Genomic DNA, 26,633 nt, shown 5'->3' on the forward strand with positions numbered 1-26,633 from the left:
TCTCGGCCAGAGCCACCAGCGATATGGCGCCCGGGTTCGCCCTTGTCAAGGATTCAAACAGTGCGTGCGCCCTTGGCGACTGTTCCGGGTCGTCATCGGTCAAGTGCCGGACGATCACATTCGTGTCGAGCCCGATCACAGCGCGGCGCTCGCAATGGCGCCATCCGCTATGGCACGGTCCATCTCCTCAAGTGAAACCGGACGAGCGGGCTTGGGGAGCGCCCCGGCCAGGTCGGCTGCCCGGACCGTTCTGACGGAGATCAGGTAACCGCCATCCTGTTCGGTGAAATCGACCCTGCTTCCGGCCTCCAAACCCAGCTTCTCCCGCACTGCGGCTGGGACTGTTATCTGGCCTTTCGTGGTCATGGTCGCTGTTGGCACGGCAGCCACCTCCCTCCCTTTCCGATTGTAAGGAGCACGCGGGCGCCGCACAAGCCGGCGCCGGCCCTCGCGCCCGCATTCGACCAATGAACGCGCCCCGAATCAGGCCGGCAAGAGGTCGAAACCCAGCGAAGCGCGGTCGCCGCTGGCCGCTCCGGCCTCCCAACCGGCCTGGGACATGCGAGCGGCCCGGATTTGCTCGGTGGAAGTGTCCATGTTGCCCTCGACCCAGTTGGCCACCCGCTCCTGACGGCCGGTGAGAACCAACGCCTTCCCGGTCCCCGCCTGGGCCTGTTCCACCTCCGTCCGCGCCGCGTCCAGACGGGCGGCGATCCGCGCGATGAACCCCTTGTAGAAGCCCCGCCGGTAGGCGGCGTAGCCGCGACTGGACAACCGCACGTCGGCGTCCAACCCGCGCGCGGCGAGATCCGCCCTCACCTCGGCCTCCGCCTTGGCCAGAAGCCTGCGCCAGTCGCGGCGCAGGTCCGCCGCCATGACCGCTGCGAGCATGGCGAAGAGCTGCTGCACCGCGGCGACCTCCGCCGCGAACCCCGCCAAAGTCGCGCTCCTGGCGATCGCACGGGATCCCCGGCGGGCGTACCCGTCGCGGTGGAAGAAGGCCAGGCACCCGTGGGCCCGCGCCACCGCCTCCAGCAACAGGAACAACTCGAACAGGCCGGCCTTGTCCCCCGGGAGGGCGACCAGCACCGTGGTCGGCTCCTCCGCCTGACCGCCGCCGGCCAGCTCCGCCTCATCCACCACCCATTGGAGCATCAACTTCGTGGCGCGCTCGGCGGCGAGGGCCGCCTCCGCCTCATGCGGCGAGTCGGACAACGCCATGAGGCGGGTGATTCGTTCAATGACGGCGGCACGCGAGGCCTGTTGGCTCATGTCTTTCATGATGTCACCAGGCTCTGACAGCCTGCCTACCCCTGACGGCTGACGACCCGACTTCCCGGGTAGCCAGCGGCCGGACGCCGCCACCGGGGCTGGTGACCCGCCGGGGCCGCCCGAACGGCATCGGCCAACTGCCAAAGCCAACGCTCAGGCGACACGGAAGACCGGGCCGGCCGGAGCGAAAGGCAACGAGGCACCCGCCGGAATCAGGTACGCGTGTTGGCGGGCGACCCGGAGACGGTCGCACGCGCCGTCCGTGATGATCAAGATGGGCCCGTCGGCGGGGAAGTCGGGGGCCTTCTCGAGAAACCGGACCGCCGGCTGGAGGACGGTGCCGCCCCGGCCCCGGATCCGGACCCGGCCGGCGATCTGGTCGACCGGGAGATAACCCGCGTCGTACCAGGTGGCGTCGCAGAACACCACCCGCGCGGCCGGCACGTCCTTGGCGCCCGCGTAGGCCGCGATCGCTCCGAGGGCCTTGCCCAGCAGTTGGCGGGGCATGGATCCCGAGGTGTCCAGCACCACGCCGAAGGTGCATTCCAACTCGGCCGACTCCGGAAAGAACCGGCCGGGCCGGATGATCCCCGGCGACGCGGCCTGCCTGCGGGAAGGACGCGCGTAGCTCCGCCGTGGCTCCGGCGACCGCACGTGGGTCTCGAACCAGCGCGCCAGCGCCACGTCCCAGCTGATGGGCGGCTGGTCGAGCACCCTGATCTCCTCAACCAGGCCGCTCGGCAGCAGGCCCCGTCCGGACGCCTGGTGGTAGGCCAAACCGGTCGTCAGCGCCCGCCGGTAGAACTCGTCCAGGCCGATGCCGCCCAGTTGCTCGCCCGCGTGGGGCAGCGACTCACCCAGGATGTCGCCCACCGGCACGCCCCGCAGCGTGGCCAGCTTCCGGAACCGCCTGGCGTCGGTGGCGATCCGCTCGTAGACGGCCTCTGCCGACAGACCCCTCAACGCCGGGTCGTGCAGCGCCCCGTTCGGCATCTCGCCGATGCCGAGTTCCGCCAACCAGCCGTTGACCACGTAGTCCGCCGCAACGTTCCACAGGTACGGGTCCCGTCCCAGCGCCCGCGCCCCGTGCCGCAGCCCCGCGTGCAGCATCTCATGCCCCAACACGAACACCCATTCGCTGCGCGTTAGCCCGGCCAGCGGGTTGACGTAGATTTCCGCCACAGCCGGGCCCACCGCCGCGATCGAGATCTTCTCGCGGCGGCACAAGTCCGCGTCGGCAACCACGGCGAAGCCGGCCGCCAGGCCGCCCATCAGCGGAAACGATGACGTAAACCATCCCATCGCCACGTCCCACGGCTGTTTGCCCGGTCGGCCGGCCGCGTCTTGCACGATGCCGCCCGCCGCCTCGACCGCGCCGGTGACGGCCCGCGCCAACCCGGCCGCCAGCAGCCCGGAGATGCGCTTGCCTTCATCGCCTTCCGCGGCGATCACCAAACCAGTCACGTCTGGCAGGGTGCCGGCGGTCCCGCCGCCGGTGCACTCGGCGGGCAGACCGTCCGCCCGCCAGCAGGCGGCCAGCCGCGCCTCGTCTCCTGACGGGTCATTCGGCAGGTCGAACGGCGCCCGGCCGATGCCGAGCGCGGCCAACAGGCGGTTGACGGCCAGGCAGGCGGCCGCGTGATGGGCCGGATCGCGGGCGGGGCTGGCGGTCGTGGCCGGATCGCTATGGTTCATGCCCGCGTGCAACAGGAGGTGGGAAAACACCCAGCACCATTCTTCGGGACTGGCCAGACGGGTCGGGTGGTGCCGAATGCAGAATCTCGCGTTGTTTCGGCTCCAACGGGATTCCGACACTTCCAGCTTGGCCCAGAACGGCTGGGGGCCGCCGCGCCTGCTTACCCCTTTGCCACCAGTTGGCGCGGATGGCCCGTCGGCTTCCCACCTTCCGCCGGTCGCCGCCGGATCAGCCGCCGGCTCGAGCAAAGCAGCCACACCGTGGATCACCGCCCCTATGACGGCGTTGCTTCTCGCCAGGTCCAGGCCTTCCATCCGCGCTACCTCGGCGGCGCGTGACCGAGACGTCCTAGCCGCCGCCAACTCGCCGCCCAACGCTCCCCGGCAAGCGCCCTCTGACCGTCACGACCGGGCCTGGGCCAGACGCGGAAGGTCCCGCACCACTTCGACCAGGTACCAGGCCGGCAAGACCGGCTTTCCGTCCGAGTCGTTCGCCACCACCAATTGGGCCATTTCCAACGAGATCTCGGCCAGCGAGGTCAACATCGCCTTAGACCGGTGGGCGAACTGCTTGGCGGCGGCGGAGCCGCCGGCTTTTGTCGCCGGAAGCTGGCGGATCAACCGCTCGCGGAAGTTGTCCGCCAGGAAATAGAGCACGTCGCGGTCTTCAAGGCCGACCGGCCATCCGACCTCGCCCTTGATGATCGGCTCAAGTGAATGGCGGTTGCGGATCACCTTGATCCAGGCTCGGAAGGCCGAACCGTGCTGGGCGGTCAGCAAACCGCCGGTCAGAACCTCCAGGGTGTGGTCGGACCAGTTGTCGTCCGGATAAGAGGCCAGACAGTCGGACAGGATATGCCAGGAGCGGGGAGTCGAAAACGGCTCTTGCGCCTTTGGCGCCGGCGACCACAGATGCCCTGGGCGCTCGGTCAAGTACTGGATGATCAGCGGGTGCAGCCCCTCGCGCGCCGCCCAGGCGAGCCAATCGGCCGGATCCGCCCGCAGGTGAACGTGGACCATCCGGTTGACCAGCGCGGACGCCATCGGGCGCGCTAACGCCGAATCCGTCGCGCGATTGCCCGCCCCGATCACCACAGAATCCTCCGGCAATTGGAGCTCCCCCAGCCGCCTGTCCAAAACCAGAGAGTACATCGCCTTCTGCACGTCCGGGGAGGAGGCGTTGAGTTCGTCGAGGAACAGGCAAAAGGGCTCGGTTTGGGCGATCGCCGTGGGCGGCGCGAAGCGCGAACGCGTCATTCCGTCATCGCCTTCGACCAGTTGCGGAACCCCGATCAAGTCCTCCGGCGCCAACTGGGTGCCGAGCAGAGTCTCACAGGGCAGGCCAAGGTCTGCGGCGAAGCGGCGCACCAGCGCCGACTTGCCAATCCCAGGAGCGCCCCAGATGAACACGGGCCGGACGGTCGCCACATGAAGCAGCAGGTCCGGGAGCTCGGCCGGCGTCACCGTGATCGTTGAATCCACGAGTCCGCAACCCTACCGCCTGTGCTCTGCGGCGTGTCAAGAGCCCAGCCGCCGCCCATCCCAAATCGCGTTCGTCGCGCCCTTTGTGGCCCATTGTTCACGACTCTCGCCCGCCCTGGCCGACGCGGCCGGGCTCCGTGCCCCAGCGCCTTCGCGCCGTCCTTCCCCGGGGCCGTTCACCAGGTCGCCTGCGCCATTGGCGTCTTGCCGCGCCCACATTGGGGCGCCGGGCGCTCGCCAGGTCGCCGAGGCCATCGACATCAAGGCGGTGAGCCAGTTCGCCAACGGGCCTTCGTCCTCGCCGATCCACGGCGGGCGGGTCGAGCCCACCGTGCCGGTCGCCTGCGCGTGAAGCGTGGCCTGCTCTCGCGCGGTCGTGGAATAGGCCGGCCTGGGTCCGCGAGGGCCCTGCGGCCCGGCGCTTCGCCCGGCGTCCGGCAGTTGCGTGGCCTCCACAGCCGGCTGCCGATTCCGTGACGCCAAGACAACCACCCCGGCCGGCCCCAGAGTTAGCGCGACGCTCAAGAGCACAGTCGCCAACTTGCCGCGCCTGGCTGGCGTCTCAGGTCCGCGACCAGCGCCTCCACCGCTCGCGTGCGACCGCCGGTCAGCCCGGAGCCCACGCCGTCGAATGTCGGCCGCCATGTTTGCTGGTGCCACAGCGCACCCCTTTCAGCCGCGCGCAGGCGAGGACGGCCCCTGCTGGGGACAGGTTTCCGCCGCTCCGGCTGCCTAGGCTGGGGCGACATTCCCACCCTACGGACCGGCGGCGCCCCGTTCCAAGGTGCGTTGGGCCCGGTGCCGGGGCGGTGTGACGCGCGAAGCCGGACCGCGCGGCGTGGCTCGGCGGACGGCATCGGGCAACGTTGGCGCTACTGGCGGCCGCAGGGGCTGGGCTCCGGGCGGGGCGCGGGGGCGTGGCGGCGGCTCAGCCGGGCGCCGCTGAACGTGGCAACGCCCATCGCGGCGATGGCGCCGGCGCAAACCACCCAGTACCCAGAGTGCGCCCCGTGGCCGTCCACCACCCGGCCCGCGACCGCTGCACCGGCGGCCATGCCGACCCCCACCGCGGTCCCGATCCAAGTCAGGCCCTCGGTCAGGTTCTCGCGCGGGACCAGCGACTCGATCAGCGCGTTGCCGCCCACGAACGTGGGCCCAATGGCCAGGCCGAAACAGAATGACACGACTGCTATCGACCAGTAGTCCCGCGCCGCCAGGAACAACACGGCCGCGCCGGTCAGGGCGAACAGGCCGATGACGAACCGCCGGTGCAGCGGCGCGCGCCAACGCCGCGAGCCGTACCAGAGGGCTCCGCACAGCGCCGCGAACGAACCCGCGGCACCCACCGGGCCGGCGAGCGCCTTGTTGCCCAGCGACTCGCACATCGCCACCAAGGTGATGTTGTTGGCCCCGAACAGGAGGCCGACCCCGACGAACACAACCGCGACCACCCACACGCCGCGCGACCGGATCGCGCTGCCGCTGTGCTCATGGCGCCGGGTGGGCGGCTCGGACCCCCGTGCGGACAGGAACAGCGGGCCGGCGAACGCCATCAACGCGATCAGCGCGACCACGCCCGCCTCCGGGCGGACACCCATGACCGGCCAAGCCATCGTGGCGCACACCGTGGTGAAAGTAGGAGCGAAAATCCAGGCGACCTCGTCCAACACCGATTCCAGCGCGAAGGCGGTCTGGAGCCGGTCGCGCCTGGCGGGCGTGGCCGCCTTCCCGCCCAAGAGCAGATGGCTCCACCGGGAGCGGGTCAGCGCCCCGACCGGGAAGCTCGTGAAGCCGGTCACGGTGGCGCACGCCACCAGGGCCGGCCAGGGTCCACTGAGGCGGGCCACAATTGTGAGCCCCGCCGCCGCGACCACAAACACCGCGATCAGCGGGTAGCCCACGCTGGCCTGCCCGAACCGGTCGATCAAGCGGCCGACTATAGGCGCGCCCACCGCGAACGCGATCGTGTGCGCGGCCGTGACCACGCCCGCCAGCGCGTACTCGCCATAGAGCCCGCTGATCATCATTGTGATGCCGATCCCGACCATCGCCGCCGGGAAACGCACCATCAACCCCGCGACGACGAACCTCTTGGCGCCTTTGGTTCGCAGCGCGTCCAGGTATGACCGCACGGCCGGCGCCTAGCCTTGGCGCCGCGGCCGCACAGCGCGTGCCGCCTCGTAAAGGGAGGACATGGGGGCTCCTGGTCGGGTTGTGGCGGTCCGGGACGATCGCGCCAGACAGCCTACCGCTTGGCCTGGGGGCGGCGGCCCGGGGTTCGGGCCCAAAGGGCTGCGTGCCGCCGCCGGAGCGGAATGTGCGAGATTTGTTTGCCCAAATCGGAATAGCAGCCCCGGCGGCGGTGTTGGAAAAGGTGTGCGCACACGTTCGCCGGACGGGAAGGGCGGCCCGGAAGGTGAACCAAAAAGGGGCGGTCCCAGTTAATTCTGGGGCCGCCCCGCTTTCATTCTTGCTCCCGCCCGCGGCCAGGGGAAACCTGGCCGCGGGCGGGATCCACCGGCGCCGGGGGTGGCGACTCCCCCGGCGCACCCAACTACCGGATTTCTTCAGGCTCCCGCCCACGCCGTCTTGCCGCGACGAGCAGGAAGAAGCCAGCCAGCAGCAGACCAAGTCCCGCGCCGGTCAAACCGACCAGCCCGTCTGCGCCGGTGAACGGTAGCTGGGGTGGGGTCGGCGGAGGCGGGGGCGCTTTACACGCGGAGGCGTCATAGCCCCCCGCCCAGTCTCCGGAAAGCGGACCCGTCAGGGTCACAACTTGCTCGCCCTCCCCGGTCGCGGTCGACGTCAGCCACTCGACGGTCAGAGCGCCGTCGGCGTTGGCGGTCACCGTGGTCACCGCCTCGCCGTTGACGGCAATGGCGACCTCTTCGTTTGGCTGGAAGTTGGTCGCCGCGAGGACCTGCCTGTCGCCCGCGCAGAGGGTGGCCTTCGCCATCCGCAGCTCGGGAACCCCGGCCCGCCACGGCCGCGACACCTGGTTGTGGGCGGCGTCTTCCTCCACGATGATCAACATGTCGCCCTCTGCTGCCGGCGGCTCCAACTCGCAGGACCAAGTCCGCCCTGGCTCCTCGCCGACGGTGGTGACGCAAAGCACAATCCCATCAGGGTTTTTCACGATGATCGTGTCGCCTTCGCTGTCGCCCCTGCCGGTCAGCTCTGTGCCGTCGGTGGGTTTCGGCACCGGGATTCCCGGAGGCGTGGTGTCCACCACCACCTCCGCCGGATCGGAGTCGTTGCCGGCCGGATCCTCGATCACGACATGCAGCTCTGTTCCGTCCGGCTGCCTTGGGCTGAGCGGACAATCGAAAGTCCCGTCGGCGGCGACCGGACACGTGGCGACCACGTTCCCGTCCTCGTCGGTGATGACCACAACCAGCTCCCCTTCGGCGGCGTCGCCCAGATCCTCCTCCGCGACCTTCCCGTCGACGTGCCCGCCATCCGACGGGTACACCTCCGGCTGGCCGGGACTTGTCGCATCCGTGAATCGGATGTGCGCGGGCGCGGCCACGCCTGGAGCCGATCGCACGCTGTCCGCCAACTCCACAGGCGCCCCGAACACCTTGGCCGTGACGTCGAAGTACCCTTCGACGCCCAAGAAGGTGACGGCCGCCTGGCCGGCGCCGGCGGGTTGGATGGCCGCCCCAAAGTCTGGCAGGCCGGTTTGGGCGGCCACCACGCCGGGACCCTCGGTGCGGGCGCCGCCGGACCCCACCCAGGTGCCCGCCGGGAAGGCGAACTCGATCTCGCACGGGATCTGCTCCCACGCGGGGCTCCAGCAGGACGCCAGGTTGCCGAACTGATCCCGCACGGTGGCGGTCACGGTTTGGCCGGCTGGGTCATCCGCGCGCGCAGGCCTGCTGGGGCTGGTCAGCTCGGTCATCGTGGCCGCGGGCGCCCCGCCCACGAAGACCGCCTGGCGGGTGTAGACCAAGCCGCCGGCTTCCGTCGGAATGCTGGAGGCGCCCAGTTTGGCGCCGACGCTCACCGTGCCGGCCGTTGTCGACACCAACTGGAACGCGACCCGGCCGTTCAGATCGGTCTCATACGACCCTGGGGTCGCGCAGGCGCCCACCGGCGGCCCTGGCGTCTTGACGTTCACCGAGTTTGGCAACTGCGGGACCACGCATTCGCCGGAAACCGGCCGTGACGCCGCTCCGGCCAGGCCGTTCATGACCGTGACCGTGAGCGTGTAAGAGTCCTCGCCATTGGCGCGCACAATGGGCGTCGACGAATCGGTCCTTTCGAGCGTGAACGAAGAGGCGGCGGCCACGCCGGCGCCCGCGTCGAACCTGACCGGCCGCTGGCCCAGCGCGATCGGTGAACCGGCGTCCGCCACCACCGCCGAAACCGGGAACACGCCCTCGTAAAGCGACGTGATCGCCACGTACGCCAAGCCTGGAGTGTAAACGCCGTCGCGCTTGCATTCCTCGGGGACCGTCCCCAGGTTGGCCGCGCAAGTGGTCACAGTCACGCGCTTCGCGCCGCCGGGGCCGCCCGTTTCCACGAACTCCGGCGTGCCGAGCGCCCCGGCCTGGCTGGCCGGAAGCTCAAACGCCACGTCGCGGCCCGGGATGCCGTTGCCGTATTGGTCGGCCACGAACACCCGCGCCCAGGACCGCTCCAGCCCGTCGTTCGCCACCGCGTCCTCAAACGTCTCGAACACGGTGTTCTCCAAGGAGACCGTTGGATGGGCCCGGAACTCCGCGCCCTTCAGCGCTTGCGGATGCGCCGGCGCCGGCTCGGCTTGGCCGACCGGCCTGAAGAGCCCGTCCACCTCGACAAACGCCTGCACCCAGATCCATTGGGCGACGTGCGCCCCGGCCAAAGTGACGTCGGCCGGGAAGGCGACCCGCGCTACCCCGTCCGCGTTGGAGACGGCCTGGGAGGCGGTCGCGTGCGTTGTCCACGCCAGGGAGTTGGGCGCGTAGTCGGCCGCGTGCGGCCCCGCGTTGCTGCCGGGGGTGTACTGGAACTTGACCTGGGCGCCCGGAACCACGTGACCTTGCGTGTCTTTGACCAGGACCTGCGCGGTGTGGGTCGGCCCGCCCACCAACACCTGGTCCCCGGCCGTTGGGATCGACAGCTCCGAGGCCTGGGCGGAGATCGCCGTGTTCGTGAACCTGACAGTCACCTGGCCGGAGGTGTTGACGGTCGCGTCCTCGGACGCGTTCTTGACCAACCAGATCGCCTGCTCGGGGCTCCCCTTCAGCCCCGCGGTGACGGTGAAGCTCCCCACGGCGTTTGCGGCGACCCGGATCGACGCCACTCCGCCGGCCACGTCGACCTCCACATCACACGGACCAGCCACCGAATTGGCCCCCCCGTTGGCCGTCACGCCGGCCGGAATGTGGAACACCACCGTTCCCGAGTCGGCCGGGTTGCCGTTGGCGTCATGGAGTTTCGCCGCCACGGTCAAAGTGGCGACTCCGTCCGCCGGCGCCGGCGTGCCCGGCTCGACCAGCCAGGAGCCATCCGGATCGATCGCGCCCGCCCGGAAGCGGAGTTCGAACGGCCCGCCGATGTCGTGCCACGCGCCTTGGGTGTACACCTGCAGTTTGCCGGTGTAGATCCCGGCTTTGGCGCTGTACAACTGCCAGGCGAACTTGCCGTAGGTCGCCGCGTCGGCCGGAGTCCCGGTCGCCACCAGCGGACCGGACAGGTCCTTGTCCGAGAGGACGTCGGACGGGAGCCCGATCACCCGCACCGCCGCTCCGGGCACCAGCAAGTCGGCACCGTCCCTGACAACGGCGGTGAGGACGTAGGCGTCCGCCGCCAGACCGCTGGCGGTCTGGGACACGTTCGCGTTGCCCGGCCCGGCGGTGTCCGGCGCCAGAGTGTAGGAGGAATGGAGCGCGTCCGGGGCGCCGGTCCCGAACTGGACGTCCTTCGGCGACCCGTTCACGGCCACGCCCGCGACCGCCCCGGACACTTGGAAGGTGCCCGGCTCGTTCGAGGTGATGGCGGCGGCGGCGCGGCCGTCCTTGTCGGTCCGCAGGGACTTGGCCGCCTCGCCCGAGTCCAGCACGGGACCGGCGATTTGCGGGTTCCCGATGCCGACCGTGAAGTCGACCCAAACGTCGGGGACCGGATTGCCGTGGACATCGCGGATGACCGCCCAGGCGCTGTGCGCCTGGATCCCGTCCGCCAGCGGCGTCCCGCCGCTGACGCCGAAGCTCGACGCCCCCGACACGTCCGGGTCGGAGTGGACGAAGAGCAGCCTGACCGAGGAGTCCGCGCCGGCGCCAACGGCGGCGCCGCCGTACTTCGCGGTGCCGAGCCACTCCCCCGCCGCGTTCGTGGCGAAAGCGAAGCTTGCCACCCCGTTTCCGGCGGTCTGCGCGTTCCGCTCCACGGTGGGCTGGCCGGCCAATTCAAACCGGAAGGCCACGTCGTTCCCCGACCGGAGGACCGTGTTGCCGAATTCGTCGCGCAACTCGACCTTGACCAGGTACGACTCGGCCCCGCCAACCCTCTTGGGGCCGACGTCGTCGGTCCAGATCCGCGAATGCGCGGCGGAGACTGGGCCGGCCACGAAGTTGACGGCGGCGGGCGAGTTCCCGGTGATGGGCTCGTAGTTCCCGCCGACGCCCTTCTTCGCCTGCGCGGTCACCTCGTAGGAGGCGGCAACGGTCGAAACCAAACGCAACCGCGCCTCGCCCCGTTCGTCCACTTCCAGTTCGTCCGATGTCCCGGCCGCCAGGGAAGTGCCCTCCGGAACCGCGAACTTGACCCAAGCGCCCAGCACGGGGTTGCCCTGGGCGTCTTGAACGGTCGCCACCACGACCTGTTCGTCGCTCCCATTGGCGATCGCCGAGGACCTGGGCGGAGTCAGGAAGGTCCGGTTCGGGTCGAAGGAGATGTCCCCGGCCACGAACTGGATCTCCTGGTCGATTCTGCGGATCTTGTCCGCGCCGATCAGGGCGTTGACCGTGTAGACGCCCGCCGTCAACGAGGTGAAGTGGACGGTCAACTCGCCGTTCGAGTCGCTCACCCAGTCCGCCGGCGGCTCCGTGATCCGGACGGCCGGGGGCACCTCAAATCCAACCCGCGTGCCGGGCTTGGCCAGGTCGCTTGGGCCCTTCGTCACAACGGTCGCCGTGAAGAACTCGACCCCGTCCGCCACCCGCGTGCCGTCCGGGGTGATGGTCCACCGCGAGTTCTCGGCCAGGGCCGGCTCCGCTGCGAAGACCACGTCGCCTTCGCCCACCAAAGTGGCGTCCAGCAGCCCGCGCACGCGCGTCGTGACTTCGGCCGTGGCGGTCAGATAGGCCCGCGCCTGCCCCGTGGCCGAGGACTTGAGCACGCAAGACTTCGGCTGGCATTCGGGGCCCGCCGCCACGAACTGCGCCGGATCGCCGGCGGGCAAGGTGAAGGTGACCGGCTCGTCCTCGATCAGATTGCCGTAGGCGTCCTTCACCACAACCTGCCCGTAGTGCGTCGCCTTGCCGTCCGGCAAGACCTCGCCCTGGGACGTGGTGAACGCCGACGCGCCCGCGTCGGCCGGACCGTGTTTGAACTCGGCCAGCCGCACGGCGTCCGGCTCGGGGACCTGCCCAGAGGGGGCGTTCGCCCGAACCTCGTAGACTCCCGCCTGCCGGACGGTGAAGCCGGTCCAGACGGCGGTCCCGCCCACCGTGTCAATGGTCGGGCCGGGCGTCCACACGCCGCTGCCCTGAAGGCGGTAGGAGAACGCGATCGGAACTTGCGGCGTGTAAAGATTGCCGGACACGTCGTAGAGCGTCACCGTCGGATGGTGGTATTCCCGCAAAACTTCCTTCTTGACGGTGTTGCCCTGCGCGTCGGTCGCGGTCGGAATGGTGAACAGCGAGCCAGCCAGCGACAGGTCCGCGTTGACGAACCGCGCCACAGCCGGCCGGCCGCCCTCCGGAATACTGAGCCCGTTCTGCGTCGCCGTCACCGGGTATTCGCCCACCTTGGTGGACACCAGAGTCAACGTGGCGACGCCCGCCGCGTCGCCGGCCGAGGCGGTGGTCAGTGTCACGGTGGGGCCGGACAGCAACAAGCCGCCCACCACCGCCTGCACGTCCGCCGGGATGGCGAACACGACCGGCTTGCCCAGCAAGGGGTTGCCGTTCGCGTCCCGCACGGTCGCAGTGATCACCTGGGTCTGCACGCCGTCCGCCTGCGCGGGCGCCAACGGCCCGGTCAGGAAGGACGTGCCCGCGAAGGCGGGACCGGCCTGGAAGGCCACCTGGACCCGGATGATCTGGCCGTCCGGCTCGGTCGCCAAAGACTCGTCGCCGACTTTGACCGCCACCCAATAGTCGCCCGCGGCCAGCGTCGAGACGTCGACCGAGGCGGTCCCCACGGGTGCCCCGTCGGCACCCGCGGTGAACGGGTAGATAGCGGGCGTCCCGCCCGCGACGGGAGTCAGATGCACCTCGCCGCCCAAGTTCACCGGCGTGTTGGACGGGTTCCGGACTTGGACCGACACCCGGTAGGCATCCGCCCCGTCAGCCAAAGCCGGATCGCCGGCGTTGCCCGGCTTGGGCGCGACCGAGAACCACGAATGCTTCGCGCTGACCGCGTCCCTGGTGAAGTGCGCCAGTTTGGGCGCGGTCTCGTCAGGCCCGATCAACGCGACGACCGGATAGTCGCCCGGCCAGCGGGAAACCACGCCGAGGGTGGCGATGCCCGCCTCGCCCGCGACGGTGGCGGAGAGCACGCCCAATTGAGTCTTCAAGTCATCGATGGGGGCGAGGTAGGCCTGGAGAGTCGCGTCCGCCAGGTCCGTTCCGACCCGGAACCCGATCTCATACCCGTCCACGCCGTTGCCGTTGGCGTCTTGGACCTTGACCCGGGCCTCAACCTGCGCAACGCCATCGGCCTGCGCCGGGGTCTGGTTGACCCAGAAGGAGGCCAGCGTCTTTGCGACGTCCACCTCGCCGGGGACGAACCGCGCATGCTTCGGCGAGCCGCCCACCTCCTCGGAACCGCGGACAAACGCCCGCACCCGGTACTCCACGGCGCGGGTGGACGTGAACTCCAGTTCCGCCACGCCGTTGTCATCCGTGAGTCGCGTCACCGTGTTGAAACTGGTCCCGTAACCGTATTCGAAGACGATCTCTTCCCTGCTCGCGGCGTTGCCGAACTCGTCGAACGCCTCGACGCGGGCCTTGTGGGCGTCCGAGCCATTGGCCACCTTGGTGCCGGGCGTGCCCTCGGCGGTCGGGATGGTCAACGTCGACCTGGCGGCGCTAACCGGCCCGTTGACGAAGCCCAACTCGACCTTGCCGTCTTGGTCCCCGTCCAGGGCGAGTTCGGTGACGTTCTTGACCGCCAGGATGGCCCCTCCGGGAGCCGAGGCCTGGACGGTGTATTCGCCGATCTCGGTGGTTGTGTAGAAGACCTTGGCGTAGCCGTCCACGATGGGCGCCGCGATGGTGACGTTCGCGCCGCCAGTTATGGGCGCCCCGCCGGACACCGCCTTCAGGCCAGGCGGAACGGTGAAGGTGACGCTCCCCTGCGTAACGTCGTTCCTGTTGGCGTCCCTGGCGTGGACTTTGACCTCGAAAGCGTCCTCGCCATCGGCTTTGCGGGAGCCGGCGGGTTGCACCAGCCAGGATTCGCCCACGTCGATTCCGTCTGCGGCGAACCGCAACGTGAACGGCGCCGGCGCTATGTCGGCCCAGTCGTTTGTCGCGAGGTCGACTTGCAGGGTCCCCGTGAACTCGTCCGCCACCGGTGAATACAGGTGCCAGGTGTACGTGCCGTAGTGGTCGGACTGCGGGACGCCGGTGTAGCCGTCAAAACTCCCCTCCACGGCGAACACCTTGGTCGGGTCCAAGCCAGTCAGCCGCACCCGCGCGCCCGGCACCAAGATCCTGGCCGCGGACCGGATGGTGGCCGTCAACGTGTACGTCTGGCTCCCGTCAGCGGTGGCCGTCACGGAAACGTTGGACGATGCCGTGTCGGGGCTCAGCGTGTACGTGGACTCGGCCGCGCTCGGCGGCCCTGACTCGAACGAGACCGGCAGCGGCGCCCGGCGCACGGTCAGGCCGTCGATGGTGGCCGTCACCCGGAAGGAATCCGGCTCTTTGGACGTGATCGCCACCTGCGCCTTGCCCGGCTCGGTGCACCATTCGGGCTTGTCCTGGGGCGCGGCCTCGAAGTCGCAGACCTCGGCCACGCCATCGGCCGGGATCAGGGTGGGCCCGGGGACGTTCGGGCTGCCCTCGTCAAGCAGCGCAAACCGCACCTCGGCGCCCGGCAGGACCGGGTTGCCGAAGACGTCCCGTGCGATCACCCAGGCCGCGTGGCGGGCTTCGCCGTCCGCGAGGACGTTGTTGCCGCTGACGTAGAAGTCGCTGGCGCCCGCCGCCGCCTGCCCGGCCACGAACGGCAGGGCAAGCGGCGAGCCGATCTCGACCGGCCCCTCGGCGATGGTCGCGGTGGCCTTCCAGAGCCCGGCCTTGGTGGTGGCGAACGGGACGGTCGCCACGCCATGGGCGTTCGTCGCGGTGTTTTCGACCAGCGACGCCACGCCCGGCTGGGGAGCCGAGCCGTCCTCCGTGTACAGGGTGAAGGTCACGGCCACCGCCTTGCCGGCGCCCTCGACCTCGTTGCCGTATTGGTCGAACAACTCCACCTTGACGGTGTAGCTTTCGGCGCCGTCCGCCTTCTTGGGGCCGGCGTCTGCCGTGGAGATGCGCGAGTGCCCAGGGGAGGCGGGCAGGTTGGTGAAGGTCACATGAGCCGGCGAGCCGCCGACGATCGCCTGGTAGGCGCCACCCGAGTCCTTCTTGGCCTGCGCCGTCACCTCGTAGGTGCCGGCCTTGTTGGAGACCAGCCGCAGCCGCGCCTCGCCGTTGCGGTCCACTTGCAGTTCGTCAAACGCGCCGGGCGCCAGGGAGGTGAACTCCGGCACCTCGAACTTGATCCAGGCTCCCCGCACGGGGTTGCCCTTGGCGTCCTGGACCGTGGCCACCACGACCTGCTCCTGGCCGCCGACCAACGCCGAGAATCCGGGCTCGGTCAGGAAGGTCTTGTCCGCGTCGAAGGAGATCTCGCCCGCGACGAATTCGATCTCCTTTTCTCCTGGCCGGATCCGGTCGTTGCCGATCAGGGCGCTGACCTTGTAGACGTCCGCGACTTCGGACACGAACCGAACGGTGACTTGGCCGTTCGCGTCGCTCACCCAGGAGCTTTCCGGTTCCAGCACCCGCACGGCGCCGGGCACGTCGAACAAGACGCGCGCGCCCTGTTTGGCCAGGCCGTTGGCGTCGTTGACTTGGACCTCGGCCGTGAAGTATTCGACGCCGTCCGCCACCCGCGTGCCGCTCGGCGTGATTCTCCAGGTCGACGATGCCGCGTCGGCCTGATCCGCCTCAAACACGAGATCGGCCTCGCCCACCAGGTCGGCGCCCAACAAGCCCCGCACCCGGGCCGTTGTGGCGCGAGCCGAGGTGATCAGGACCCGCGCCCTCCCGATGTCGGAGGAGAGGAGCTCGCAACTCCAGGTGTCGCAGCCGGGGGTGGCGAAGTGGGCGTCCCCGCCGGCCGGCAGGGTGAAGGTGACCAGGTCGCCCTCCCGCACGTTGCCGTGCGAATCCTTGACGACAACCTGCGCGTAGTGGGCCGAGGTGTCGTTGGGCAGGATCTTCGAGCCCGCCGAACTGGTGAATTCGGACGTCGCCGGATCGGCCGGGCCGGGTTTGAATTCGGCCAGGCGGACGGTGTTACCGTCCGGAATCTGGCCGGACGCGATGGTGGCCCGCACCTCGTAGACCCCCGCTTGGGTGACGGTGAAGTCGCCCCATGCGGCCGTGCCGTTCTCAGTCGTGAGCACGGGGCCCGGCGACCACGCCGCCGTGTTTTCCAGGCGGTAGGAGAAGGTCACGGCGGTCGGCGGCGTGTAGACGTTGCCGGAGGAATCCTTGAGGGTCACAGTCGGATTGTGGTGTTCGGCCACGACCGCCTTCTTCACCCAATTGCCCTGGCCGTCCGTGGTCGAAGGGATGGTGAAAACGGATTGGGCTGCGGAAAGGTCGGCGTTCGTGAACCGGGCCCGTGCGGGCGAGCCGTCCGTGATGCCCACACCGCCCACGCTGGCGGTGATCAAATACACGGTCACCGGGTGCTGGGACGGGTCGTAGACGGTGGACCGGAGCACCAGCAGCGCCGTGCCGGCGGTGCCGCCGGCCGCCGGGTCGCCGGTGGGGATGGACACGGTCCCCGGCCCGGCCGTCCAGGCGCCGTCCGCTTTGAGCGCGCTGACGCCGCCCGGAATCACGAAGTCAACCGTGCCGCCGGTGACGTTGCCGTTGGCGTCCTTCAGTTCGGCGGTGACGACCTGGGTGTCCATGCCGTTGGCCCTGGCCGGCGAGGCCGGGCTGATCAGCTTGGACTTGCCGGCGTCCGCCTCCAGCGGCAGGAACTCCACCAAGGCTTCCTTGACCGCCGGATTTAGTTCGGTGCCGATCGGGTCGTCGCCGATCTTCACCTCGACTTTCCAGAGGCCGGCTTTCAAGGTGGTGAACGGAACCACGACCACGCCCGTGCCCTGGGCGCCGCCCGTCGCCTGAACGTCGAAAGCTTCCGCGCCGGGAACGCCCTGCGGCGTGAAATAGACTCTGGAGCCCGCGTTGACGAGGTGGATCTCCGAGTCCCTCAGCGTCACCGTGACCTGGTAGGACTCAACCCCGTTGGCGAGGGCTTTGGGATGGACCGTGTTGGTCGGGGCCGCCTCGACCTTGAAACTAGAGGTGTTCGGATCCGCGACCGCGTCGGAGAAGTGAACCTGCTTGTACTCGCTCCGCGTCCCTGCGAGTTCGCCGTAGGCGTCAAAGTCGCCGGCCCAGTTGGAGTAAATCCGCGCCTCCGTCCAGCCGTCCGCGCCGGAGGTCCTGGTGGTTGTCTTGGAGCCGCCGGGCGCCGCGTTGTACAGGGGCCCGTTGCCGGTGTACTCGAGGCCGAAGTCGAGGGTCTCGCCTTCAAGCGGGTTGCCGTAGGCGTCCACCGCTCTCATCTTGGCCCAGGCGAACGCCACTCCGTTGGGCTTTTGCAGCGTGGAGTCCACGTCGAAGGTCGCCAGCGTCTTGCCCGCGTCGATGGTTCCCGCGCGGAAGGTGGCGTGTTTGGGCGAGCCGTTCGCGTCCGCCGAGGTGCCCTCAACGCGCGCGGTGATGGTCCAGGTGGTTGCCACATCCGAGCCGAATTCCCACTTGGCCACGCCGTTCGCGTCGGTCGGCGTGGGCCTCGCGGCGGTCGAGGCGGTGATCAGCCGCCCGGCGTTGTCGGTGTAGCTCCAGCTAAAGGCCACCTGGGCGGCGCCGTTCGCCACCAGGTTGTCGAAGGCGTCCTTGACGACGACTTCCGCGCGGTGTTTGTCGGCGCCGCCAACCAACTTGGTTGGCGGATTGTCCGCCGTGGTGGGGATTGTCAGCATCGAATTGCCCGGCGCGGGATCGCCGTGGCGGAACTCCAACAGCACAATGCCGTCCGGCCGAAGGGTCCGGTCTTCGGCCGCGTTCTTGACCGTCTCCACCGGCTCGCCGCCAATGGTGGCGGTGATCTCATGGATGGCGGCCACGGTCGCCCGGACGTTGATTAGCGCCACGCCGTCCACGATGTCCACAGTCACCGGCCCCGGTCCGGCCACGCCCTCCACCGCCGTTCCGGCGGGAATGGCGAACACGACCGTGCCGCTGTCCGCGGGGTTGCCGTTCTTGTCATAGGCCCGGACTTTGACGGGCAGCGTTTGCGAGTCGTTCGCCACGCCCGTCCCGTCCGGCTGGACCAGCCACGAATGCTCGGCGCCCGGCGCCAGGGCCTTGAAGCGCAGTTCGACCCGTGCGCCCACCTGGCGCCAGACGTTGCCCTCGGTGAGCACCTCGACCTTGCCGTAATAGACGCCGGCTTTCAGGCTGGTGGCGGTCCAGGCGTAGGTGCCGTAATGGTCCGACATCGCCACGCCGGTGGCCCTGGTGCTGCCATTGGCGTCCAGGCCCGCCAGGTCCTTGACGGCGACGTCAGGCGAGTCCACCGTGAGGCGCACGGCGGCCGCGTCAACCTTGATGCCGTTGACGGAAATCACGGTGACGTCGACGCTGTAGGCGTCGGTCCCAGACGCCGGGACCTTCGCGGCCGGGTCCTTGTCGGTGTCCGGGGTGACGGTGCGGAAAGACTTGTCCGGATCCGGTTCGCCGGCGCTGAACATGACGTCCAACGGCGAGTGTTTGACCGGGTTGGCGCCCAAAGCCGCGGCCACCGCGAATGTGCCCGGCTCGTTGGACACTATGTAAACCCGCGCCAGGCCCTTCTCCACGCACCAGTCGGGGGCGCCTTGAAGGCCCGGGTCGCATGATGCGGCCGTCGCCTGGGGCTGGCCCGTGCCGGTGAATTCCGGGCCGGCCACCCCTTGGGCGCCTTCGCTGACCGTGAAAGCGACCACCTGGCCCGCCACGGCGTTGCCATGGGCATCCACGACCTTGACGGTCGCACTGTGGGTCGCCTGCCCGTCCGCCAGCGGCTTGCCGGAACTCACCGACAACTCGGAGTTGGCCGCCACCGCAGGGCCCGCCACGAACGTGATCTCCTGGTCGGCTGGCCCGATCTTGGCGGCGCCGATCAACGCGTTGACCCGGTAGACGTCCGCTTTGACGGTGGTGAAGCGAACGGTCACCTGGCCGTTCTGGTCGGTGACGTATGGGCCGCCGGGAGTGGCGAGCAGGTCGCCGGGGACTTCCAGCGCCACGGGATAACCCGCGCCCACATTCAAGCCGTGCTCGTCGCACAGAGTGACAACGCCGGTGTAGTGGTCAACGCCGTCCGCGGTGCGGTAATTGGCCTCGACAGTCGGGTCGGGCGTGATCACGAAGCTCGACTCCAAGGCGTTTGGCGGATCGGTGGCGAACTGGAAATCCGCCTCGCCCACCTGGGGCCCGCTCGCCGACCCAAGCCGGACCACCAAGTGTGTGGTCTCGATCTCCGAGTCCACCAGCAAGACCCGCGCCAGACCCGTGTCGGAGGAGGCCACCGTCAGCGGATTGCTGAGCCGGTTGCCCTCCGAGTCCACGAAGTAGGCCGACTTGGCGGAGTCCAGCGTGAATGTCACGTCCGCTTCCGGCACCAAGTTGCCGAAGGCGTCCTTGACCGTCACCAGCGCCCAGTGCGCCTGGACCTCGTCGTTCAGCACCTTCCCCTTGGAGTAGTCGAATGTCGCCTTGGTCGCCTCCGAATCCGGGTCGCCCGGCGAGAAAACGGCCCGAGCCTCATAGGCGGTGGGACTTGAGCCCAACACGGGGATCTTGGCGTCCGCGTACTGAACCCACACCTCGTAAACGCCCGCGACGGTGGTCCTGATCAAGCCTTTGGCCTGTCCCACAGTGCCTCCGGTGCCGGTGCGCACAACCAGGGTGTACTCGGCCCCGCCGGCGGCCAGCCGCCAATGGACGGTGGCCTCCTCGTTGTTGGCGAGGGCGCCCGTGTCGGTCTTCAGGTTGACGGTGACCTCATAAGCGTCCTGGTCGTTCGCCACAACTTTGGCGGGCGAGGCGTTCTGCGCCCATGGCGCCACCGAGAAATCAGACAGCGACGCGTCGACCGTCACATTGGAGAAGGTGGCCACCGGCCTGGGCGGTTGCGATTCGGCGCCGGCGAAAATGCCCTTGACCGGATAAGAGCCCGCGAAGTACGAGCGGATTTGGACCAGGCACACGCCCGAACCGTCCGCCGCCACGCCGCCGGCGGTCTTCCCGCCCAGCGCGGCGTCCTCGAACTTGGCTCCTTCCTCGCCGGGATAAGCCAGTTCGAAGCCGCAACCGGTGGCGTCATTGGGCACGGGGTTGCCGAAGAGGTCCTGCACCGTCATCCAGGCCGGCACCGCCGCAGCGCCGTCCGCCCGCGCCGTGTTCTGGCCCACCTGCAGCGACGCGACAGTGTTACCAGGGTGGGGATCGCCCGGGTGGAAACCGGCCTTGACGCCGGTGGTCGGAGCTACAAAGCCGCTGGCGCCGTCAATCAGTTCGGCGGTGATGGTCCATTCCTTCGCCACCGTGGAGGCGAAGGTCCATTCCGCGACGGCTTGGCCCTGGGCGCTTATGACCGGGGTGATCGGGGCGCTGAAACCGGTCCGCAGAACGTTCTGGTTGTCTGAGAAGGACCAGTGGAACACCACTTTGGCCCCGAGCGACGGGTTGCCGTTCGAATCTTCCAACTCGACCCGCGCCGTGTGCGGGTGCTGGCCGTCCGCGAGCATGGTTTGGGTGCCGTCAGGGCCCGTGGTCGGGATTGTGAGGCGCGAACGGCCCGGATCCGGGGCCCCGGCCTCGAAGGTGACGTTGGCCTTGCCGTCCCCGGCCACCTCGGCGTCTTCGGCCTCATTCTTGACCACGTCGATGGCTTCGGCGGTCTGCGAGTCCACCACGAGGGCGCCGGTGACCTGGTGGGTGGCGGCCTTGGTGGAACTGACCACCAAGGTGGCGTAGCCGTTCGCGGCCGCGACGTCGATGTCCGCCGGACCGGTTATGAGCTGAGCGCCGTCCAGGGCGGAGAGGTCCCGTGGGATGTGGAACCGCACCGTGCCGCTCGCGTCGTTGCCGAAGCCGTCCTTCAGGTGCGCTTTGACCCGCAGAGTCGCGAGGCCGTCAGCGGCGGCGGCGGCGTCCGGTTGGACCAGCCACGAGGCTCCAGCGACGGCCGGACCGGCCACCATGTGGGCGTACGCGTTCCCGCCGCTGGCCAAGCCGAGGTCGACCCCCTCGATCGCTACATTGACCAACTGGTCGCCCGACTTGGTGCCCGTGAAGGTGGCGGTGTACGTGCCGGGGTTGGCGGCATCGTGCGTGAAAGCGCTGAACGAGAGGCCCGAGCCCTGCTGGCCGCGCGGCGTCAGACCGGCGGCGGCGTTGTCGATCGGGTCGCCGCCCAGGGCGTACAGGCGAACCGTGACGGAGCCGGTGTCGACTCCGTCCGCGCGCACGTCCGCCCTCGAAACGGTGTAGTCGGAAAGATTGTGGTCAACCTCGGAGAAAGCCCAGGTCAGCTTCTTGGGCGAACCCGGGATCCCCACCGCTTGCCCGCCAACTTCGATGGTCGCGGTGATGACGCATTCGGTCGCCGTCGAAGAGTTGACGGTGGCCGAGGCGCGCCCCATGTCGGAGGACTGAACGGTGACGGAGGCGGCATTGCCCGTGAACCTGGCCGCGCAGACTCCGCCCGGCGCCGCGGGCGTGAGGGCGAAGGTGACGTCCACCTCGCCCACGGGATTGTTGCGGCCGCCGTCCCAAACTCGCACGTTCGGATGGAACGGCAGGCTGGTGGCATGCTCGACCGAGTCGCCGCCGTCCGGTTGGTCCGCCGGGTCGTTCCAGTCGTCTTGGCCCCCGGCCGACTCGCCGGGGAAGTTCACCGGGTCGCCCAACACGAACACCGAGTCGGCCGCGCTGGCGGCGGGTGTGACGAACCGCGCCACGACGTGGTCGAGCCCCGTCGTTTGCGCCGGCACCAGCCACAGCGGCGTGCCGCCGGGAGCGTAGGCGACCTTGATCTGGTGGTCGCCGGGATGGCCGGCGTGAACCGTGATCTGGTACACGCCCTCGACGCATTTGCCTTGGACCAACTGCTCGGAACAGCCAAGATAGCCGGGCCCGAACGCGGTCGGCGCGCTGTAATGCACGCCGGTCGCCGGATCGCCGTTGGTCGGGGACTGCGCCACCAGCGCGCCCTCAGCGTCCTGGATCGGGTTGCCGACCGCGTTCCCAAGGGTCACCCAGATTGTCTGCCAGCCCCACGGGCCGCTCGGGAGCGAGGGGTCCAAGCGGTTCGCGGGCTGGTTCGGGTTGGCGCTCACGGTCATGAAGGAATCGGCGGCCGTTGGCGGGACTTCCGCGAAGGAGAACGTCTCCGCTTCGGTCAGGTAGAACAGGTCGGAGTCGGAGTTCTTGACCAAGACCCGCTTGCCGGAGTAATCCGCAGCGGTCTGGGACCAGATCTTGACGGTGTAGGTGCCCTCTTGGCCGGCGCCAGTCCGCTCCTGGATGACCACCCTGGCGGCCGGCGGCGCCGTCTCGGCCCAAGTGAGCTTTGGGTTAGGAGTCGCGGCGGCCCCGACGATGGGATTGCCGTTCGCGTCCCGCAGGGTGATCAGGCCGGTGTGGTAAAGGTTCGACTGGTCGTGGTTGGTGGCGGAGGTGTCCTTGTAGCCGGTCGAGGTGATGGCGAAGCTTGAGGTGCCGACGGCTGCTGGACCGGCCACGAAGGTGGCCTGCACATAGAGCTGGGCTGGCGCGCCGGCTTTGGGCAAGGCGCCGGCCACGCCGTCCACGCGGACTCCGATGTTCTTGACGCCGGCTTTGGTGGAGGAGACCGCAACCGTGTAGTGACCCGCGACCGCCTGGTCCTCGGTGATTTGGCCGAACACCAGGCCAACGTCGGCGGGACAGGTGGTCCCGGGCGCCGTGGACGGGCCATTCGCGCAGGTCAGGGTGAAATCGCTGGCGGGTACGCCGACGGCGTCGTTGCCGAAGGCGTCTTGCAGCCAGATGTCCAGCGTGTAGGCGTCCGCCTGGGCGGTCGTGGTGGCGTTGGCGACCTGGTCCTCGGTGTCGACAAGATCGATGGTGCCGCTCGCGCCGCGCGAGGCGGACTTGAACCAAACCTTGACCGGGTCCACGTCCGTCGCGCCGCCGCCGAGTTTCTTGACATAGGTCGTCCCGATTTGGGCTTTCAAGTCATAGCCGCCAACCCGTGTGGCGGTGATTCGGACCGGATACCGGCAGCCGCCGTCTTGGCCCAGGACGCAGGTGTAGTCCTGGCCGGCGTCCGTCCAGGCGCTGCCATCCGCGGAGTACTGCAGAACGGCGCCCGTGGCGATGCCCGATGCCGTCCCCGGCGCCAGCGTCAAGCGCACCGCTTGGCCTTCGAGGGCCGCGTCCACCCAAGCGCCGAAGGCGTTCATGACTCGGCCGTTGACCGCCAAGTGGACGCTCGACGCGCCGCTTCCAACCACCAGGGGATCCGCTTGGTTGTCGGAGGGCGTGGCGGTCACCGACGAGGCGCTGACGCTCATGGCCGGGACGTAGGTGAGCCGGCAGGTGATGTCCCGCGCGGCCTGGTTGCCGGGGATGGCGACCACGCCGGCGGCGGCGTTGACGGAGGCGCCCACGACCGCCTGGGTGTCCGAGGCGAAGCAGTACGTGTCGACCGGTTGGCCGGCCTCATTCCGGGTGCCCAACTGCCAGCCGTTCAGGCCGACCGCGCCGGGCGCGCCAATCCCGTTCGTGGAGATGGTGATCTCCCCGGCCGGGTCGACGACGGCGTGCCCAATGCTTGAGACCGCGAACGCCTCCGAACCGTCCGTGGCGATGGCATCCGCGCTGGAAGAGGGGGTCGACCCCGAAACGTTGCCCAGGCCAAGGCTCACATTGGCGGCCACGCCGCCCAGGGTGCGGGCCTCCAAACGGACCACGGCGCCGGCCACGCCCAGGCGGTAGTCCTCGACTTCGCCAGCCGATGTCGGGGTGCTCGAAGTCGGGTTGGACGAAGGCCGGGAGGTGGCCGTGACGGCCGAATCCGATGAGACCCGGGCCCGCGCGTAGACGGCCGCGAGCCCGCCCGCGGGCAGACCCGTCCCGGGGGTGTAGCTGCAGTACACGTATCCCCACGCGTCCGGCCTGGAGGCGCAGCCGCCCGCCGCGCCGCCCAACAATTCGGAGTCGAACGAACCCGAAACGGCCCCGGAACCGCTCACGCTGGAGATCCAGGCGCGGACGGTGCTGGCCGCCACCGCGGCGGAATCGCCAGTTGCCTGGGCCCGGAAGCGGTAGGTCTTGCCGGCCACCATGATCTGGTCCTGCGCCGGAACCCACGCGAGTTGGGCGTCGTCTCGGCCCGCCACATAGGGGGCCAATTCCAGACCGTCATCGGTCGGGTGGGAATCTGCGGCCTGGCTGGGCGAGCCGTCCGCGTAAAGGCCGGGCGCCGACCCGAGCAACAGGTACGGCTGGCCGCCGCGCAGCGGGTGGGCGTACGGGCCGTTCTCCGCGTTGGCGGTTTGGTACGAAGAGGGCGCATCGCCCCAGGACGCCGCCGTGGTGACGCCGAAGTCGGCCTGCACCGGAGCCAAGTCGGTGGTCATGGTGACCTTGGCGACAATGGCCGCGCCGCCCGTGGCGGCCAGCGGATTGCCGGTCTGGCCCGCCTGCTGGCCGTCCAGGGCGTCAACGCCGTCAACGCGCGCGCCGCGGCAAAGGCCGCTGACCGTCTGCGGGACGTAATCCGCTCCGCCCTGGGCGCACAACGCGGTCAGGGTGTTGGAGGATGTGTCGCCGGCCTCGGTGAAAACCCCGGCGCTCGCGTAACTCTGGGTGGCGTTGACTCCCGCCAGGGTTGGACGCTTCAGGCGCACCAAGAACTCGGTGCTGACCGAGGGCAAGAGCGCCGTGTAGTTGCCCAGCAGGTTGGTTTGCATTTCGCCGCGCTTGGTCCAAGTGGTCGAACCGCTGGCGGCGTCGCCCTGCCACAATTCGATTGTGGCACCGGCCAGAGGAGGGTCGCCGGCGACAGAGCCGTCACCGTCCACGTCGTTGTAGACCGTGCCCTTCACCACGGGAGCGACCTGGGGACTGGCGAAGTCGGACGGATTGAAGCCGGACGACCCAAGTTCCGCGCTCGCGCCGGACAGCGTGTTCCACCGGTACATCATGCCGCCCGAGGTGATGGCGTAAAGGGCACCGTCCATGAAACCCATTCCCATTAAATCCGCCGCCCAGGCCACGCTGCCGTCCAGGACTCTGACGAGCTCGTAGGTCCAGGCCTCGTTGGTGAACGCGCCGGCCGAATCCCTCGGCACGTTGATTCGCATCAAACCGTAGCGACCGCCGCCGGAGTACACGATCACGTAGAAGTCGCCAAACGCGTCGATGGCCAAGTCCCCGCTGCTGCTCCAAACGTTCCCCGTGTAGGTGTTCGCCGGGCTCATGGCGTTCCACTGCTCCGAGAGGGTCCGGCCACCCAATCCTTTGACGGTGTCGGTGGCCGCCAGGCAGGTGTAGGTCCCGTTTTCCTCGACCCGCAGGATCCTGGGCATGAAACCGATGTTGGTGGCGGTGATGCCACTCAGTTCCGGGGGCCTAGACCCGTACTTGGTTTCAACATAGTTTGCGAGGAACTGGGGGCCCGAACGGCCGCCCAGGGCGTACAGGTAGCCGCTTCGAGCGCTGATTTCCGCGCTGTATTGTTCGCCCAGTTTGTCAAGGCCGCAGTTTGGAAGGGTTCCCCGGGCCGAACCGTCGACCTTCCCGTCGCCCTCCGCCTTGAACAGGCTCGTGGCGCCGCCGTCGGCCGATATGGAGATCATATGGACGCGGTTGTCCTGGGCGTGCTTGAACACCGGCCCCACGGCGATCGTGTCGCGGGCGCTGGCCCCGCTGCCCTGCGACGTGCCCTCGGCGTCGAACATGGCGGGCAAGTCGGCCGCGCCGTTGAGGCCGGTGATGGCGGAGGGGTTGGTGAAAGCGCGCAGCCGAGAGGTCACCGCGTAACGGGGGTCGTTCGCGTTGGTGCCAGCCCCCTTGCCGGAGTTGATCTTGACCCAAAGCTGGTTCTTCGCGAACACGCCGTTCCAGGGCGGGCTTGGCGCCCAGTTGCCGGTGCGGGTGACCGCGTTGGCGGAGTTGGAGCTCATCCAACTCTGGGCCAGCGTCACCCCGCCCAAGGCGATCGCCCCTGCCGTCAGCAGGGCGACGGGCTTCACGGCTAAGCGCGGCAAACGCTTCAGGAAACCCGGACGGAAAGCGGAATTGGGCGCGGAAGAACCCAGTGTGGTCATTTAGCAGACTCCCTTGCACGTGCGGACCCAGGCGGTCATCGCCAGGGTTTGCCAAGGGCTTCGGGCCTGCGCGGCAAAGGGGGTGCCGGAGACGAATCCTTGGTCGCGCGAACCACAACCGTCCGGCACGAGTCCCCAAGAAACTTCGGGACAACGGAACAGGAGTGCTGAGGCTCACTGTTTCCCGCGTGCAAGGCGGTAGCGCACAGGAAATCGCGTCTACTGTATTGGGGTTTTGTGTCAGCCGCCGGCGAAATCACGTAGTAATACCTAGTTGGGCCCTTCCGCTCAGGGCATGGGCCTTGTTCGGGCGAATGCCATCCTACCGCCCGCGTTTCCCCTGATCATCCGGTTTGGCGACGGGCCGGGACGG

General features: G+C 69.1%; 7 protein-coding genes. 1 reads left to right on the top strand and 6 read right to left on the bottom strand.

All coding sequences use genetic code 11. The features are described 5' to 3' along the window. Positions 1 to 135 precede the first annotated feature (135 nt). The 4 genes from LBC97_10625 to LBC97_10640 form a co-directional block, all read right to left on the bottom strand. A complete protein-coding gene (locus LBC97_10625) occupies positions 136 to 381 on the bottom strand; it encodes an AbrB/MazE/SpoVT family DNA-binding domain-containing protein (protein MDR2566483.1) in 246 nt (81 codons plus the stop codon). 102 nt (positions 382 to 483) lie between these two features. After that, on the bottom strand, positions 484 to 1,272 hold the full coding sequence (locus tag LBC97_10630; GenBank protein MDR2566484.1) for a DUF2786 domain-containing protein: 789 nt from the start codon (positions 1,270 to 1,272) through the stop codon (positions 484 to 486). 153 nt (positions 1,273 to 1,425) lie between these two features. Beyond that, positions 1,426 to 2,997 carry a hypothetical protein gene (locus tag LBC97_10635; protein ID MDR2566485.1) on the bottom strand — a complete coding sequence of 524 codons (1,572 nt, stop codon included), beginning with the start codon at positions 2,995 to 2,997 and terminating at the stop codon, positions 1,426 to 1,428. Positions 2,998 to 3,369: 372 nt separating this feature from the next. Further along, on the bottom strand, positions 3,370 to 4,449 hold the full coding sequence (locus tag LBC97_10640) for a MoxR family ATPase (GenBank protein MDR2566486.1): 1,080 nt from the start codon (positions 4,447 to 4,449) through the stop codon (positions 3,370 to 3,372). Positions 4,450 to 4,645: 196 nt separating this feature from the next. Between LBC97_10640 and LBC97_10645 the strand changes: the two genes are divergently transcribed. Next, the gene (locus tag LBC97_10645; protein ID MDR2566487.1) at positions 4,646 to 4,801 is read left to right on the top strand and encodes a hypothetical protein; all 156 of its coding nucleotides are present in this window, start codon (positions 4,646 to 4,648) and stop codon (positions 4,799 to 4,801) included. A gap of 520 nt (positions 4,802 to 5,321) precedes the next feature. Here LBC97_10645 and LBC97_10650 read toward each other — a convergent pair. Together LBC97_10650 and LBC97_10655 are read right to left on the bottom strand one after the other, a co-directional pair. Continuing rightward, a complete protein-coding gene (locus LBC97_10650; GenBank protein ID MDR2566488.1) occupies positions 5,322 to 6,581 on the bottom strand; it encodes a hypothetical protein in 1,260 nt (419 codons plus the stop codon). A gap of 422 nt (positions 6,582 to 7,003) precedes the next feature. After that, positions 7,004 to 26,260 (bottom strand): Ig-like domain-containing protein, encoded by a 19,257-nt coding sequence (locus LBC97_10655; GenBank protein ID MDR2566489.1) that lies wholly within the window; start codon positions 26,258 to 26,260, stop codon positions 7,004 to 7,006. Positions 26,261 to 26,633 lie beyond the last annotated feature (373 nt).

It is taken from the genome of Bifidobacteriaceae bacterium (assembly GCA_031281585.1).
In the GTDB taxonomy this organism is placed as follows: Bacteria; Actinomycetota; Actinomycetes; order Actinomycetales; family WQXJ01; genus JAIRTF01.

What these genes read in the sequence shown, in the direction of transcription:
- LBC97_10655 (MDR2566489.1), bottom strand. Translation starts at nt 26,260, where the DNA reads ATGACCACACTGGGTTCTTCCGCGCCCAATTCCGCTTTCCGTCCGGGT.
- LBC97_10630 (MDR2566484.1), bottom strand. Translation starts at nt 1,272, where the DNA reads ATGAGCCAACAGGCCTCGCGTGCCGCCGTCATTGAACGAATCACCCGC.